This is a genomic window from Amycolatopsis sp. NPDC102522 (assembly GCF_055584485.1).
Map to the genome: position 1 here is coordinate 16,708 of NZ_JBVJLY010000019.1, position 14,742 is coordinate 31,449.

Consider the following 14,742-nt stretch of genomic DNA (forward strand, 5'->3'; position numbering starts at 1 on the left):
ACCAGAGAATTGCGAGAGAAATCATGACGGGTTCCACCCTGCCCGCACGCAGGCTCGGCACGCTGGAAGTCGGCGCGCAAGGGCTCGGCTGCATGGGCATGAGCGAGTTCTACGGCCAAGGTGACGACACCGAATCGATCGCGACGATCCACCGCGCGCTCGACCTCGGCGTGACCCTGATCGACACCGCCGACATGTACGGCTTCGGCCGCAACGAGGAACTTCTCGGCCGCGCCCTGTCCGGCAAGCGCGACAAGGTCGTGCTGGCGACCAAGTTCGGCATCGTGCGCGACGAGGCCGACCCTTCGAAGCGCGGGATCCGCGGCGACGAATTCTATGTGCGGCAACAGGTCGAGGCATCCCTGCGTCGGCTGAACGTCGATCACATCGACCTCTACTACCAGCACCGGGTCGACCCGAACGTGCCGATCGAGGAGACCGTGAGCGCGCTGTCCTCGCTGGTCGAGCAGGGCAAGATCCGGCACATCGGGTTGTCCGAGGCCGGTCCGGAGACGATCCGGCGGGCGCACGCCGTGCATCCGGTGACGGCGGTGCAGACCGAATGGTCGCTGTGGTCGCGCGACATCGAGAACGAGGTCGTCCCGGCCTGCCGTGAGCTCGGCATCGGGCTGGTGCCGTATTCCCCGCTGGGCCGCGGTTTCCTCACCGGCCGCTTCAAGTCCAAAGAGGACTTCGCGGACGGCGACTTCCGGCAGACGCTCCAGCCGAGGTTCGCCGACGGCAACCTGGAGCGGAACCTGAAGATCGTCGAGGCGCTGCGTGCGCTGGCCGAGCAGAAGGGTGTCACGGCGGGGCAGCTCGCGCTGGCCTGGGTGCAGGCGCAGGGTGACGACGTCGTGCCGATCCCGGGGACGAAGCGGCGCAAGTACCTCGAAGAGAACGTCGCGTCCGTCGGCCTGAAGCTGACAGCCGAGGACGTGGCCGCGATCGAGGCGGCGGTCCCGGCCGACGCGGTCGCGGGGGAGCGGTACCCCGAAGCGTCCATGAAGACGCTGTCGCGCTGAGAGACAAGGAAAAACCGGCGCCAAGACTTGGCGCCGGTTTTTCGTTGTCAGAGAAGAGAATTGACCGCCGGGACGACACCGTCGACGGCGACGGTCTGCTGCTCACGCGTCGCGAGCCCGCGGACCGTCACGTTCCCGGCGTCCCAGTCCTCCTGGCCGACGATCACCACGGCCCGCGCCCCGGCCTTGTCGGCCCGGGTGAGTTCCTTGCCCAGCTTGCGGAGCTCGACGGGCGTGGACGTGCGCAGACCGGCCTTGCGGAGCCGTCCCGCGACCTCGCGCGCGGCGTCGGTGAGCTCCTCGACCACCGGGATCACCACGACGTCGGTCTCACTGCGCGGCTTCGGTGTCAGGCCGTGAGTGTCGAGGAAGTCGATCAGCGTGACGTCGCCCATGCCGAAGCCGATCCCGGGGATCTGCTGCGACGTGAACAACGACGCCAGGTCGCTGTACCGGCCGCCGCCGAACAGCGCCCGCCGGTTCTCCGGAGAGGTGTCGAAGACCTCGAACACGGTCGACGTGTAGTACGCGAGTCCGCGCACGATCATCGGGTCGAACGTGATCAGGTTCGCGGCGCCGCTGTTCAGCACCTTGACCAGATTCGAGTTCTCCTTGACCTGCTCGGGCAGCTCGTCGAGCAGCGCGGTGCCGGACGACAGGATCTCGGCCAGCTTTTCGAACTGCTTCTCGGTCAGGCCGATCTCGGTCGCGGTGTCGCTCAGCTTCGTGCGGTCCGACTTCTCCCAGCGGTCCACCAGGGTGAACACCTGCGGCAACTGCTCCGCCGTCACGCCGACGATGTCGGTGAGCGCCGACGAGAGCAGGTTCCGGTCGTTGGCCCGCACCTGGAACATGTCCGGGGTCGCGCCGAGCGCGCTCATCATGTCGTGGACGAGCTCGAAGATCTCGATCTCGCAGTTCGCGCTGTCCGAACCGAAGATGTCCGCGTTGATCTGCCAGTGCTCGCGGACCCGGCCACGCTGCGGCCGCTCGTAGCGGTGGCAGTTCGGGTGGCTGTACCAGCGCACCGGGAACTGCAGCGACTTCGCGTTGCCCGCGATCATCCGCGCGACCGACGGCGTCATCTCCGGGCGCAGCGCCAGCCGCTCGCCGCCCTTGGTGGTCAGCGTGTACAGCTGCTGGTCCGCGATCTCCTGTCCGGACTTCCGCTCGTAGATCTCGGCGGGTTCGAGGATCGGCCCGTCGTAGCGGAGGAAACCCCGCAGTTCGAGCACGTCGTAGAGATGGCCGAACACCTGCGTCCGGACGGACATCTCGGCGGGCAGGAAGTCGCGGGTCCCCTTCGCGGGGGCTGTCGGCAGGTATTCAGGCACGTCAGCAAGCTTAACGAGCGGTCGCCAGTGCTTTTGTCAGGGGAAGGCCACGCCGTACGCGGTGGTCAGGATCGCCGCCCCGAGCAGGACGGCGCCGGCGCTGGTGACGCGACCGCCGAGCTTGCCCTTGCCGGGGAGCAGGTGCAGGAAGAAGCCGCCGGACTGGGCGAGCACGCCGAACAGCAGCAGGAAGCAGACGATCCACAAAGCGGTGTCCGGGAGCCCGGTCTGCCCGAGGATCTGCAGTGCGACCAGCGCCAGGACCAGCAGGACACCGGCGTGGGCGTGACCGGCGCGGAACATCCCGCGCTGGTGTTCGGTCAGCTTCTTCTCGCGCAGGACACCCATCAGCGCGTAGCCGCCGTACATCACCGTCGGCAGCGAAACGAGCGCGATGACGGTGAAGAGCCTGATCGGGCCTTCCATGGTGTTTCCCTTCGGTGGTGGGGGCGAAGGCAACGATAACACTGTTTTAAAACAGTGTCACCAAAGTTGGCGTCCCACTTCCGGGACCGATGCGTCACCGCCGCTTCGGTCGCTTGAGGTACGTGAAGGGGGCCTTCACGTACCTCAAGCACAGCCAGAACCCAGCAGGTACCTAAGGCACTCTTGGCCTAACCCGAATCGCCACTCACGACCGAGCCGCGGGCCAGCACCAGGCGCGGGTTCCGGAGGGCGGAAAGGTCGGCGAGCGGATCGCCGTCGACCACCAGGACGTCGGCGCTCAAGCCGGGGGCGAGTCGCCCGGTGACGTCGCCGAGGCCGAGTCCGGTGGCGCTGTCCTCGGTCGCGATCTCGAGGATCCGGCGCCTGCCGAAGCCGAGCCATTCGTAGAGTTCGAGGGCGCCGACGGGATCGTCGAAGACCGAACCGGGCAGCCCGGCGTCGGTTCCGGCCAGGAGCGGGACGCCCAGTTCCTCCAGCCAGGAAAGCCTGCCGTAGACGGTTTTCGCGAGTTCCTCGCCCATGCGTTCGGCCAGCGTCCGCCAGTTGCGGCTGCTCGTCGAGCACGCCGCGATGCCCTCGGCCGCCATCCGTTTGGCGACGCCTTCGCGCCTGTCCTGCCGCTGCGGGCCGGTCATCCAGGTGCAGTGCTCGATGGTGGCCACGCCCGCCTCGACCGACGCCTCGATCGCGTCGGCGCCGTGGGCGTGCGCCGCGACCGGAAGCCCGTGGGCCGCCGCGTGCTCGACGATCAGGCGCAGGGTCCGGACGTCGAACTGGGACTCCCACATGTCCGCGCCGCCCTCGGTGATCTGGCCGCCGCCGGCCATCACCTTGATCACGTCCGCGCCGGAAGCCGCGTTGGCGTCGATCAGGGCCCGGACGGCGTCGTCACCGGCGACCTCGCCGCCGAAGAAATGACAGTGTCCATTGAGGACTGTCAGTGGCGATCCCGCGGTCAGCAGGCGCGGAGCGGCGACCCCGTCGGCTTCGAGCTCCGTCCGGACCCGCGCGCCCAAGGCGTCGCGATCGCCGAGGTCCCGCACCGTCGTGACGCCGCTGCGCAACAGCTGTCCCAAGCGGTCTTTGGCACCGGCGCGGAGAACGTCGTCCTGGCTCGCCAGGAAGTTCGGCAGCATCTCGCGGGTGGCGTCGAAAGCCAGGTGCACGTGGGCGTTGAACAGGCCGGGCAGCACCGTCGCGCCGGGGAAATCAAGCCTTTCGGCGTCCGGTGACGCCTGCGCCACGACGTCGGCGCGCCGACCGACCGCGAGGATCCTGTCGCCCTCGACGAGGACGGCGCCGTCCTGGACGGGCGTGCCAGGACGGGGCAGGATCCGGTCCGCCGTCAGCAGCAGCTGCAAGGTCAAGCCTCATTCCGGGATACGGCGGCCGACAGCGCGAGCAGCGGCCGCACGTCGGATTCGATGTCGGAAGCGCCGCCGGGGAGCACGAGTTTCGCCCGCCCGTCTGTCTCCTCGCCCGCGGTCTGCCGGGCGATCGCCGTCTTCAGCGCCTCCGCCGCCGCTCGCGGATCGTCGGTGGCGAGCGCGGCGAGATCCGTTTCCAGATAGGGGCTCAGCTGTACGAGCCCGTCCCGGATCTCGATCACGCGGCGGTAGTACCGGCGGTGGACCGTGCGCGGGCGCCATCGCTCCCACGGTCCCTGCGGCGTGGTCCGCAGCACGATGTTCGGGTAGATCTCGGCCAGCGCGGTCCAGAGAGGGGTGAGCCGTTCGTGGTGCAGCCGGTGCTGGCGGCGGCGGCGCAATGCGGCGAACCGGGCGCGTGCGCCGGGATAGGTGATCCCGGCGAGGAAGAGCACGATCCCGAGGAGTACCAACGGAACGGCGACGGTGAGCAGTAGCGGGATCGACGGCCCGAACGCCCAGGCGATCACGATGTAGAGCGCGCGGAAGACGCTGCCCACCGAAAGGCAGAGCAGTCCGGCCGCGCCGAGTTTCAGCCCGGTCCGCAGATGGCGGTCCGCGGTCCGGATGTACCGGAAGATCCACCAGGCGCAGGCGGACAGGCCGTAGATCAGGTACAGCCCGGCGCCCAGGTAGAACAGCGCCACACCGGGCTCGTGCACGAGCTTCGGGCTCAGCGCGAGCCCGCGTGCCTCCGGTGGGGTGAGGGCCATCGCGACCAGCATCAGCGCGATCGCGCCGGACAGTGGGATCAGCTCGAAGAGGACCCGCCCCGGCCGGCGCGGGCCCAGCGCGGAGCCGAGGAAGACGATCAGCAGCGCGCAGACCCCGATGGCGAGCAGGACGTTGTTGACCAGGCGCCCGGTGCCTCTGCCCGTCAGTCCGTCGAGCCAGCCGGAGATGACTTTCTGCTGGGCGAGGAAGGAGCCCGCGACGCAGACGATCGTGATGGTGATCGCCCAGTTCGGCAGGACTCGCGGCGCCCGGTAGGTCTGGTAGATCCGCCAGGCGAGCGCGGTCGCGAACAGCACCATCGCGACGACGTTGAGAGGGGAGAACAGCGAGTTCACAGCCACCCTTGATGGTCGCCCAGCGCGCCTTGGACACGGCGGACGTCATCGTCGTCGGCGCGACGGGGAATCGTGTAGTTCAAGACCGACGCCCATTCGAGGATGATGGTCGCCACGGTCTCGGCTTCCCATTCGTGCGCCTCATCGTAGGAGGTGCGGCGTAAAGCGCGGTGTACGGCGTCGCCGTCGAGCCCGGGGGCGGGGCCGCGCAGGAAATCGGCGGGCTGGGCGTCGCCGCCGGGATGGTGATCGGCGAGCATATGCCCGAGTTCGTGCAGGATTATGTGGTCCTGATGGGACTTCGTGGTCTCCTGCTGGAAGAAGATGTAGTCCGCCGAACCGGTGGCGATCCAGCAGCCGAACGGGCCGGGGACCTCCAGCGGATACGGCATCAGCCGGATCGGCCTGCCGCGCTGCTCGCCGAGCCGTTCGCAGAGCACGCCGACGTCGAGCGGCGGTTCGATGTCGAGCTTGTTCAGCATCTTGCGGCAGCGTTTGCGGAGTTCCCGTTCCTTCATCGGCTTTCGCCCGGCTGGTCGCGCTCCGCGCGTTCGTAGCGCTCGACGAGTTCCAGCAGGTCCATGACCTGGCGCCGGCCTTGCGGGGAGAGTTCCTGCGCGCGCATGGCCATGAGCGTCGCCTCTCCGGCGGGTTGCGGTTCCTGGTCTTCGAAGAAGTAGGTGATCGAGACGCCGAACAGCCTCGCCAGCGCCTCGACGTAGTGGATCTTCGGGTTGATCCGCTTGCCCGTGGCGAGCTGCTGGAGGTACGCGGGTGACATCGCGGGCCCGCCGGCGCGATCGATCGCCGCGGACAACTCGCGATAACTGTGCGGGGCGCCTTCGTCCGCGCGCGCCGAGTCGATCAGCGCGGTCAGTTTCTGGGCGAAGGTCTGGTACGGCGTCATGACCCCCCATCCGTTCCATAGTTCCGTTCTGTAGTGGGAGTGTAACGCGATTCAGCCTGTCCGCAGCTGTTGACAGCCTACGTATGCAGTGGTTTACAGTTGTCAAGCGGTTTCGGACCGTGTTCCGGCCTCTCGCTCCGGAATCCGTGCCCTGGGGGTGTACGGACAACGGAGTGAGAGGCGTTTTGCCAGGTGGGTGCACAAGATCGTGCCGGATGTAGTACGCTTGGGCAGCCAAGGTTGATCGCCATCACGGCGAACCCTTGGCCTAGGCCTGTTGCCGGAGGTCGACCCCCAGGGCTTCCGGTGACAGGCCCCTTTACTTTCATCCCGCGTTTCGTCCTCTGAATGCGCGATCACGCATCCAGAGGACGAAACGCGGCAGGGTGTCAGGGCATGAGGGTCGCGGCCAAAGTGCCGCCCAGTTCGAAACAGGCTTCCAAATCCGCTTTGCCCGGTTCTCCGGTGACGAGCACCGGGGAAGCCACGCTTTCCCAGCCGAGGCCGGTGGTGATGCTCTCGATCCCGCGCACGGTGCCGGAAATGTCGTTGTTGCCGTGTACGAAGAACCCGAACGGCCGTCCCCGCGTGGAATCCAGGCACGGGTAATAGACGGTGTCGAAGAAATGCTTCAGCGCGCCGGACATGTAGCCGAGGTTGGCCGGGGTGCCGAGCAGGTAGCCGTCCGCGTCGAGGACGTCGGGCACTGTCGCGCCCAGCGCCGGACGCCGCACGACGTCGACGCCCTCGATGTCCGGATGGTTCGCGCCGGAGAGCACGGCTTCGAACATCGCCTGCGTCGAGGGCGACGGCGTGTGGTGGACGATCAGCAGCTTGGGCACGTCAGGCCAGACGGGACTCGATGTCGGCCCGGAGCGCGGCCAGCCGGGCGTCCGCAGCGGTGCGTGCCTCGGCGAGATCGCCGGAAACCGGCTCCTTCACCTGCAGGTACGCCTTCAGCTTCGGCTCGGTCCCGGAAGGCCTGATGACGACGCGCAACCCTTCGCCGGTCAGGCGCAGGACGTCGGCGTCGGGCAGGAGGTCCTCCATCGTGACGTCGGTGCCGCCCAGCGACACCGGGGGAGCGGCGCGCAGGCCGGCCATCAGTTTCTCCCGCACCGACAGGTCGGTGACCCGCAGCGAAACCTGATCCGTCACGTGCACACCGTGTTTCACGGCCAGTTCGTCCAGGACGTCCAGCGGGCCGCGGCCCGCCGCGCGCAGGGAAGCGGTCAGCCCCGCGGCGAGCACGGCGGCGGAGATGCCGTCCTTGTCACGCACGAAGCCGGGGTTCACGCAGAGGCCGAGCGCCTCTTCGTAGGCGAACACGAGCCCGTCGCCCGCGCGGACCAGCCATTTGAACCCGGTCAACGTCTCCGCGTAGCGCGCGCCGAACTCCTTCGCGACTTCGCCGAGCATCGACGACGACACGATCGTCGTGGCCACCAGCGGATCCGCCGAGTCCGTCCTGTCTACAGTGGACAAAACGTGCCAGCCGAGCAGGACACCGGTCTCGTCGCCCCGCAGCATCCGCCACGAACCGTCCCGTTCGCGCACGCCCAGCGCGCACCGGTCGGCGTCGGGATCGAGCGCGATCGCCAGATCGGCGTCCACTTCGGATGCCAGTGCCAGCAAGAGATCCGTCGCGCCCGGCTCTTCCGGGTTCGGGAAGGCGACCGTCGGGAAGTCGGGATCCGGCGTGGACTGCTCGGCGACCAGGCTCAGCCCGGTGAAACCGGCCCGTTCGAACGCGGCCCGCAGGGTCTCCGCGCCGACGCCGTGCAACGCCGTCGCGGCCACCTTGATCCCGCGTTCCGGGCCGCGCGGGAGAAGCGCGACCTTGGCGAGGTAAGCGTCCCGGAGTTCGTCGCCCAGGACCTCGGCGCCCGGCGCGCGGGGCACGCTGATCGCCGGGGGAGCGGCCTCGATGGCGGCCTCGATCAGGCCGTCCGACGGAGGGACGATCTGACCGCCCGTCGCGTCGTAAAGCTTGTAGCCGTTGTCGGCGGGGGGATTGTGCGACGCGGTGATCTGGATACCCGCGACCGCGCCGAGGTCCAGCACGGCGAACGCGAGCACCGGCGTGGGCAGCGGGCCCGGCAGCACCTTCACCGCGAAACCGGCGGCCGTCATCACCTCCGCGGCGGCCTTGGCGAAGGCTTCCGAACCGTGCCGCGCGTCGCGGCCGACCACCACGACCCCGCCCGAATGTCCTTGTGCGGCCAGCCAGTCCGCGACACCGGCCGTGGTGCGGGTCACGACCGCGACGTTCATCCCGTTGGGGCCCGCGCGCACCGGGCCGCGCAGTCCGGCGGTGCCGAATTCGAGCGGGCCGGACATCCGGTCCGCGAGTTCGCCCGCCGCGCCCTCTTCCCCGCCCATCGCGCGGGCGAGGATGTTCTGCAGCTCGACACGGGAATCGTCGTCCGGGTCGTCGGCGATCCAGCGGAACGCCCGATCCCGGAGTCCCGGGGTCAAGGAAGTCGTCACCGAGTCAGCCTACGGGTACGTTGGAGAGGGTGCGATTGATCTTCACTTCTCTGGTGAGTCATGGTCATCTCTATCCCCTACTACCGCTCGCCGTCGCCGCTCGCGACGCCGGGCACGATGTACTGTTCGCCACCGGTGACGACATGCGGCCGGTCGTCGAAAAGGCCGGTCTGGCCACGGAAAGCGCCGGCATCGGGATGCACGAGGCGTTCGCTTCGTTCTTCGGTCCCGATGCTGCCCCGCCCCGGGCCTCGAACGGCCCGCCCGACGAGTTATATCCCGTTATCGGGCAGGTATTCGGAAATGTGCTGCCGCGGCGGTTCTTGGCCGACCTCACGCCGTTGTTCGAGCGGCACCGGCCGGATCTCGTCGTCTACGAAAGCGGCAACGCCGGTGGCGCCATCGCCGCCCGGCTCGCCGGCATCCCCGCGATCGGACACGGTTTCGGCCGGTTCTCGCCGGGCGAGGTCGTCGACGTCATCAACGGCCGTCTCGCGGAATTCGCCGCGGAGGTCGGTTTCGAAGGCGCGGACCTGCATTCCCACGGTGACCCGGTCGTCGACATCTGTCCGGAATCGGTGCAATCACCGGATTTCCTGGCCGGTGCGAACAGGATTCCGCTGCGTCCCGTCGGCTGGGCCGAGCCCGGGGACCTCCCGGCCGGTGTGGTGGGGCGGGACAAGGGCCGTCCGCTGATCTACCTCACCCTCGGCACCGCGTTCGGGGACGAGGACGTGCTCAAGCGGGCCATCAGCGGTCTGGCGCGGATCGACGCGGACGTCATCGTCGCGGCGGGCCCGACGGTGGATCCCGCGCAACTGGGCGACGTCCCGGGCAATGTCCGGGTCGAGGCGTGGGTGCCGCAGGCCGAACTCCTGCCCCACGTCGACCTCGTGGTCCACCACGGTGGCAGCGGGACGACGCTGGGTGCGTTCGGCGCCGGGCTGCCGCAGCTGGTGCTTCCGCAGGGGGCGGACCAGTTCACGAACGCCGAGGCCGTCACCGCGGCCGGGGTGGGCGCGCAGCTGATCGGGGGCGCCATCGTCGAGGACGCCATTCACGAGCAGGCGCGCAAGCTGCTCACCGACGAGACTGTCCTTGGCGCGGCACGGAAACTCGCCGACGAGGTCGCCGCGATGCCGTCACCGGCGGAGGTCGCCCAGCGGCTTCCCGAGTTCGCGGGCTGAGTCTCCCTCAGATGTCATGAAAGGGTCGTTCAAGACGTTTTTCGTCCTGAACGACCCTTTCATGACACTTCTCAGGCGCGGGTGACGAGTTCCTTCAGCAGGGTGCCCATGCGGGTGGCCGACTGGCGGCCCGCTTCGAGGACCTCTTCGTGGTTCAGCGGTTCCCCGGTCATCCCGGCCGCCAGGTTGGTCACCAGCGAAAGCCCGAACACCTCGACCCCGGCGGCGCGGGCGGCGATGGCCTCCAGCACCGTCGACATGCCGACGAGGTCGGCGCCGAGCGTCCGCAGCATGTGGATCTCCGCCGGGGTCTCGAAATGCGGCCCGGTCAGTCCCGCGTAGACGCCCTCTTCCAGCGAAGGGTCGATTTCGCGCGCGATGTCGCGCAGCCGCTTCGAGTAGAGATCCGTCAGGTCGACGAAGTTCGCGCCGACGATCGGCGAGCGCGCGGTCAGGTTCAGGTGGTCGGAGATCAGCACGGGCTGTCCGACGTGGAAGCCCTCGCGCAGGCCACCGGCCGCGTTGGTCAGCAGCACCGTCTTGGCGCCCGCCGCCGCGGCGGTGCGCACGTTGTGCACGACCGGGTCGATGCCCTTGCCCTCGTAGAAATGCGTACGGCCCAGCATGATCAGCGCGCGCTTCTCGCCGACGCGGACCGACCGGGCGGTTCCCCCGTGCCCGACCGCGCCCGGGGCGACGAATCCGGGCAGTTCGCCCAGCGGGATCTCCGCCTCGGGCTCCCCGATGACGTCCGCCGCCGGGCGCCAGCCCGAACCGAGCACGACGGCGATGTCGTGCTTCTCGACGCCGGTGCGTTCGGCGATGGCGGCGGCCGCCGCGACCTCGTTCTCACTCATGCGACGAGCGTATCCGGACAGTTCGCACGAGCAGGAACGCCACCAGTCCGAACGGCGACAGGAAGATCGTGAGCGCCAGGATCGGGCCCGTCACCAGCGGGTGGATCCGGTGCTCGCGGGATTCGAGGTACATCCACCGCGCGATGAACAGGTCGAAGGCGATCAGGTGCGCCCAGATCGTGGCCGCCCCGTACGGCGTGCCGGTGAACGCGCCGAGCACGTCCAGGTCCGGGCGGCTGACCACGGCCCACAGCTCGCCGAGGTGCGCGATCGCGAGCACGAAGTACGGGATCAGCGGCAGCAGCGGCGTCCACGGCGAGGACATGATCCGGCGCGTCCACGACCAGCCCGGCAGGAAGATCATCAGCAGCCAGAACGGCGTCGCCAGTGGGAAGGTCCAGGTGAACAGGGTCCCGACGTTCATCGGATGGATGCCTCCCACTCTCGGTCCTTCGCGGGCCGCCCGATCGCGATCAGCCCGCTGACCGCGACGCCGGCGACGAGCAGGGCGAAGGCGGTCAGCGTCTGGCCGTCGGGGGCGACGATCGACTGGCCGCGAAGAGCCTGCCAGGTGAGCAGCGCGAGAAGGCCCGCGTAGCCGACACCGGCGATCAGCACCAGGCGCACCCGGACGACGTCGTCGCGCAGCCGCGGGTAGCGGGTGGCCAGGACGCCGAGGGCGAGCGCGAGCAGCGGAAGCGCCTGGAGTCCGTGCAGGCCGAGGAAATGCGGGATCCGCAGGTCGCCGCCGACCGTGCTCCAGCCGAGGATCGGCAGGCCGGGGCCGCCGTCGGGGAGGCCGACGGTATGCGCGCCGATCATCGCGGACTGGCCGGTCGCATCGAGTACGGCCTGCTGGTCCGCGGTGGGGCTGCTCATCAGGGTCGCCAGCGAGATCCCGATCATGCCGAGGAGGGCGCCGATCCGCGCCGCCCAGCTCGTCGCGCGGTCGGGGAGCTTGGTGAACAGGACGACGATCGTCAAGACGAGGTTGATCATCCACAGCGCCGCGATCATCCCGCCCATGGTCTGGAAGATCGTGTTGTCCAGTGGGGTCGCGTTGTTGAAGTGGCTCGCGCGGACGCGGGCGGCCTGGAACACCACCAGCGCGTACTCGGCCGAGAAGATCACGACGAGCACGTTCGTCAGCACGTTCGCCGTCCGCCGGAACTTCGGCAGCAGCGAGACGAGCCAGCTCCAGCTGAAGAAGTACAGCGAGCCGGAGACGGCGAATTTGAACGGTTTCGCCCAGAGCGGCGCGCCGCTCAGCGTCCGCTGGTCGATCAGCATGGCGAGGACGCACAGCACGGTGATCACGGCGAAGACCTGGGCGCAGAGGTACGCGCCGCGGTGCCAGGTGCGGGCTCTCTCACGGAGATCGGTCAAGATGGTCATGGGTCCCTCCCGGAATGGATAGTCAAGCTCTCCGTTATGGAAAGTTAGACTATCCATCCTGAGAAGTCTTCAGGGAAGACCCTGGAACCGTCCCCGAGATCGGAGTCACCACGCGTGCGGATGGCGGAGCTGAGCGAAAAAGCCGGGATCCCGGTCGCCACGATCAAGTACTACCTGCGGGAAGGGCTGCTCCCGCCGGGCGAGCGGACCAGCCCCAACCAGGCGAAATACGGTGACGGGCACGTCCAGCGGATCAAGCTGATCAGGGCGCTGATGGACGTCGGCGGCCTCTCGCTCGCCACCGTCGGCGAGGTGCTCGCCGCGGTCGACGAGGGGAAGGCCAGTCCCCACCGCATCCTCGGCATCGCCCAGGAGGGCATCACGAGCTCTCGTCAGGTCGTCGACGAAGAAAGCCGGGAATGGGCCCTCGACACGGTCCGCGACCTGGCCGAGCGCCGCGACTGGCCCTGCAAGGATCCCGAAGACCCGATCATCCAGGCCCTGGTCGGGGTCCTGTGCTCGATCCGGGACGTCGGGCACGGCTGGTACCTCGACAAACTCGACGCCTACGCCGAGATCGCCGACCGGACCGCCGACCTGGACCTCGAAGGCATCGCCGGGGTCGAATCGCTGGAGCGGATCATCGAGATCGCCGTCGTCGAGACCGTTCTCGGCGACAGGCTGCTTTCGGTGCTGCGCAGGCTGGCGCAGCAGCGTGCCTCGAAGGCGTACTTCGCGCGGCTAGCCGTCGACGATGAGTGACAGGGCGACGGGCTCGAAGACCGCGGTCTTCGTGGACGTCTCCTGCTCGATCGGCGAGGTCACCGAGAAGATCCACAGATCCGTGCCGCCGCTGAACAGGTCCATGAACGTCGTGCGCGTGACGCTCTGGTTCGTGGTGTCCTTCGTCGCGGCGGAGCGCTCGGCCATCCGGTAGGTGTAGCGCAGGCTGTTGTCGCCCCGGCCGGGCACGGTGTCCGGCTCCTGGACGGGGGCGATCTCCGGATGCTGGGACTTCAGCCAGCTGAAGTAGGCGGGCGGCGGGCTGTCGGCCAGGAAACCGCTCAGCCGCTCGATCCGGATGACCTGGCGGCCGTCGGGCGAGACGTACTGGACCACGGTGCTCGGCACGCCCCTGGTGACGTGCGGCGCGACGAACTTCTGCCAGCCTTCCGGGACGCCGATGGTGAACCGGCCGCCCTTGATGCCGTTCACCGTGCTGGCGTCACCCTGCTGCGTGATCAGCTTCGGCGGCGGCTGCGTGACGATCGTGTCGCCCTGCTGCTGCTCCTCCGGCGGCCGCAGATCCTGTCCGGCGACGGTCCTGGCCAGCACGAACCCGCCCCCGGCGGCCAGCAGGAAGACGACGACCGACGCGAGCGCCAGCAGGACGTTGGCCGCCGTGGACCGGCCCGGCGGACGGGGCGGCAGCGGGAGGACGGTCGGCATCGGCGGGAGTTCGGCCGGCGGTGCGGGCGCCGCGGCGGGCTGGTTCAGGAACGGCAGCGGGCCGGGATCCGCGGCGAGTTCGGAGCTCGTGCCCTCACTCGGCTTCACCGGGGCGACCGGCTTGATCACCTGGGTGTCGGTCGCGTCCAGATGCGCGGTGGTCTTCTTGCCGTCGGGCGTGTGGAACAGCTCGGCGGGGAACAGGTCGATCAGCGTCTTGGCCTGCAACGGATACAGGCGGCGCCGCACCTCGCGCAGCGTGATCCGCTTCGACGGCTCCTTCTTCATGAGCGCGCCGATGACGTCGGACAGCGGACCGGGACCGGGTTTCGGCACCTTCCCGTTGACGACCTTGCCGACCGTTTCGAGCGGGTCGCCGTCGGCGTCGTAGGGCGGAGAGCCCTCGATGGCGGCGAACAGCGTCGCGCCGAGCCCCCACAGGTCGGCGGCGGGGACGACCGCGCCGCCCGAGGCGACCTCGGGCGCGATGTAGGCGGGGGAGCCCAGCATCATCCCGGTGCGGGTCATGGTGGCTTCGGAGACGTTGCGCGCGATGCCGAAGTCGGTGAGCTTGATCCGGCCGTCGCCCGCGACCAGGACGTTCCCCGGTTTGACGTCACGGTGGGTGATCCCGGCGGCGTGCGCGGCTTCGAGCGCGGACGCCACCGCGATGCCGACCGCCGCCGCCTGCTCGACCGTCAGCGGCCCGTGGTCGCGCAGGATGTGCGCGAGACTGCGCGACGGCAGCAGCTCCATCACCACGAACGGTTCGTCGTTCTCGCGCGCGACGTCGTGCAGGATGATCACGTTCGGGTGACTCAGAACGGCGATCGCGCGAGCTTCGCGCAGGGTCCGTTCGCGCAGTTCGTCGGCCTGCGAGGTCGGGACGCCCGGCGGGAGGCGGACCTCTTTGACCGCGACAGGGCGGTGCAGGAACTCGTCGTAGGCCGACCAGACCGTGCCCATCGATCCGGAGCCGATCACCGAGCGCAACCGATATCGCCCGGCGACGACACGCTTCTCTTCGCCTGGGCTCTCGGGGGACTCGGTGGTGTCGGACGGCACGACCCAATTGTGGCGTATGCCCCCGTGGCAGGCCTATTCGCCGTGCCCTGGCCGACCGAATGGACCTGAGAGGACACGTCTTGTGAGGC

General features: G+C 68.9%; 15 protein-coding genes. 3 read left to right on the top strand and 12 right to left on the bottom strand.

The genetic code is table 11. From position 1 onward, the window contains the following. The first annotated feature begins 23 nt into the window (after positions 1-23). Positions 24-1,025 carry an aldo/keto reductase gene (locus tag ACZ6YV_RS32555; protein ID WP_465513263.1) on the top strand — a complete coding sequence of 334 codons (1,002 nt, stop codon included), beginning with the start codon at positions 24-26 and terminating at the stop codon, positions 1,023-1,025. A 47-nt stretch (positions 1,026-1,072) separates the two neighbouring features. On the opposite strand, the gene hisS is transcribed toward ACZ6YV_RS32555, so the two are convergent. The 8 genes from hisS to ACZ6YV_RS32595 all read right to left on the bottom strand — a co-directional run bounded on the left by hisS (position 1,073) and on the right by ACZ6YV_RS32595 (position 8,700). Continuing rightward, positions 1,073-2,359, bottom strand: a complete 1,287-nt coding sequence (hisS, locus tag ACZ6YV_RS32560; protein WP_465513264.1) for a histidine--tRNA ligase — start codon at positions 2,357-2,359, stop codon at positions 1,073-1,075. A gap of 36 nt (positions 2,360-2,395) precedes the next feature. Beyond that, on the bottom strand, positions 2,396-2,785 hold the full coding sequence (locus tag ACZ6YV_RS32565) for a hypothetical protein (protein ID WP_465513265.1): 390 nt from the start codon (positions 2,783-2,785) through the stop codon (positions 2,396-2,398). A gap of 188 nt (positions 2,786-2,973) precedes the next feature. Next, complete coding sequence (locus ACZ6YV_RS32570; RefSeq protein ID WP_465513266.1) at positions 2,974-4,173, bottom strand: amidohydrolase family protein; 1,200 nt, start codon at positions 4,171-4,173, stop codon at positions 2,974-2,976. Beyond that, positions 4,170-5,303: an MAB_1171c family putative transporter gene (locus tag ACZ6YV_RS32575; protein ID WP_465513267.1), complete on the bottom strand. Its 1,134-nt coding sequence runs from the start codon at positions 5,301-5,303 to the stop codon at positions 4,170-4,172. Before ACZ6YV_RS32575 ends, ACZ6YV_RS32570 begins: the two co-directional genes overlap by 4 nt. Beyond that, positions 5,300-5,821: a hypothetical protein gene (locus ACZ6YV_RS32580; protein ID WP_378240725.1), complete on the bottom strand. Its 522-nt coding sequence runs from the start codon at positions 5,819-5,821 to the stop codon at positions 5,300-5,302. Before ACZ6YV_RS32580 ends, ACZ6YV_RS32575 begins: the two co-directional genes overlap by 4 nt. Next, positions 5,818-6,210, bottom strand: a complete 393-nt coding sequence (locus ACZ6YV_RS32585) for a helix-turn-helix domain-containing protein (protein ID WP_465513268.1) — start codon at positions 6,208-6,210, stop codon at positions 5,818-5,820. Before ACZ6YV_RS32585 ends, ACZ6YV_RS32580 begins: the two co-directional genes overlap by 4 nt. 389 nt (positions 6,211-6,599) lie before the next feature. After that, positions 6,600-7,052, bottom strand: coding sequence for a flavodoxin family protein (locus tag ACZ6YV_RS32590; RefSeq protein WP_465513269.1), 453 nt, complete (start codon positions 7,050-7,052; stop codon positions 6,600-6,602). A 1-nt stretch (position 7,053) separates the two neighbouring features. Further along, a complete protein-coding gene (locus ACZ6YV_RS32595) occupies positions 7,054-8,700 on the bottom strand; it encodes a phospho-sugar mutase (protein WP_465513270.1) in 1,647 nt (548 codons plus the stop codon). Between the two features lie 29 nt (positions 8,701-8,729). On the opposite strand from ACZ6YV_RS32595, the gene ACZ6YV_RS32600 reads away from it, so the two are divergent. After that, entirely contained in the window at positions 8,730-9,887 is a 1,158-nt protein-coding gene (locus ACZ6YV_RS32600) for a glycosyltransferase (protein WP_465513271.1), read from the top strand. Between the two features lie 71 nt (positions 9,888-9,958). Here the strand turns inward: ACZ6YV_RS32600 and ACZ6YV_RS32605 are convergent, their stop codons facing one another. Genes ACZ6YV_RS32605 through ACZ6YV_RS32615 form a run of 3 tightly spaced genes read right to left on the bottom strand, consistent with a single transcriptional unit; the run spans position 9,959 to position 12,139 of the window. Continuing rightward, complete coding sequence (locus ACZ6YV_RS32605; RefSeq protein ID WP_465513272.1) at positions 9,959-10,744, bottom strand: purine-nucleoside phosphorylase; 786 nt, start codon at positions 10,742-10,744, stop codon at positions 9,959-9,961. Further along, positions 10,737-11,168, bottom strand: coding sequence for an ABA4-like family protein (locus tag ACZ6YV_RS32610; RefSeq protein ID WP_465513273.1), 432 nt, complete (start codon positions 11,166-11,168; stop codon positions 10,737-10,739). Before ACZ6YV_RS32610 ends, ACZ6YV_RS32605 begins: the two co-directional genes overlap by 8 nt. After that, positions 11,165-12,139, bottom strand: coding sequence for a hypothetical protein (locus tag ACZ6YV_RS32615; protein ID WP_465513274.1), 975 nt, complete (start codon positions 12,137-12,139; stop codon positions 11,165-11,167). Before ACZ6YV_RS32615 ends, ACZ6YV_RS32610 begins: the two co-directional genes overlap by 4 nt. Positions 12,140-12,259: 120 nt before the next feature. Here ACZ6YV_RS32615 and ACZ6YV_RS32620 point away from each other — a divergent pair, with 120 nt between their 5' ends. Next, positions 12,260-12,901 (top strand): MerR family transcriptional regulator, encoded by a 642-nt coding sequence (locus ACZ6YV_RS32620; RefSeq protein WP_465513275.1) that lies wholly within the window; start codon positions 12,260-12,262, stop codon positions 12,899-12,901. Here ACZ6YV_RS32620 and ACZ6YV_RS32625 read toward each other — a convergent pair. After that, on the bottom strand, positions 12,881-14,653 hold the full coding sequence (locus ACZ6YV_RS32625; RefSeq protein ID WP_465513276.1) for a serine/threonine-protein kinase: 1,773 nt from the start codon (positions 14,651-14,653) through the stop codon (positions 12,881-12,883). The genes ACZ6YV_RS32620 and ACZ6YV_RS32625 overlap by 21 nt on opposite strands. Positions 14,654-14,742: the final 89 nt, after the last annotated feature.

Coding starts and splice junctions, on each gene's coding strand:
- ACZ6YV_RS32555 (WP_465513263.1), top strand. CDS start 24: ATGACGGGTTCCACCCTGCCCGCACGCAGGCTCGGCACGCTGGAAGTC.
- ACZ6YV_RS32565 (WP_465513265.1), bottom strand. CDS start 2,785: ATGGAAGGCCCGATCAGGCTCTTCACCGTCATCGCGCTCGTTTCGCTG.
- ACZ6YV_RS32580 (WP_378240725.1), bottom strand. CDS start 5,821: ATGAAGGAACGGGAACTCCGCAAACGCTGCCGCAAGATGCTGAACAAG.
- ACZ6YV_RS32585 (WP_465513268.1), bottom strand. CDS start 6,210: ATGACGCCGTACCAGACCTTCGCCCAGAAACTGACCGCGCTGATCGAC.
- ACZ6YV_RS32605 (WP_465513272.1), bottom strand. CDS start 10,744: ATGAGTGAGAACGAGGTCGCGGCGGCCGCCGCCATCGCCGAACGCACC.
- ACZ6YV_RS32610 (WP_465513273.1), bottom strand. CDS start 11,168: ATGAACGTCGGGACCCTGTTCACCTGGACCTTCCCACTGGCGACGCCG.
- ACZ6YV_RS32615 (WP_465513274.1), bottom strand. CDS start 12,139: ATGACCATCTTGACCGATCTCCGTGAGAGAGCCCGCACCTGGCACCGC.
- ACZ6YV_RS32620 (WP_465513275.1), top strand. CDS start 12,260: ATGGCGGAGCTGAGCGAAAAAGCCGGGATCCCGGTCGCCACGATCAAG.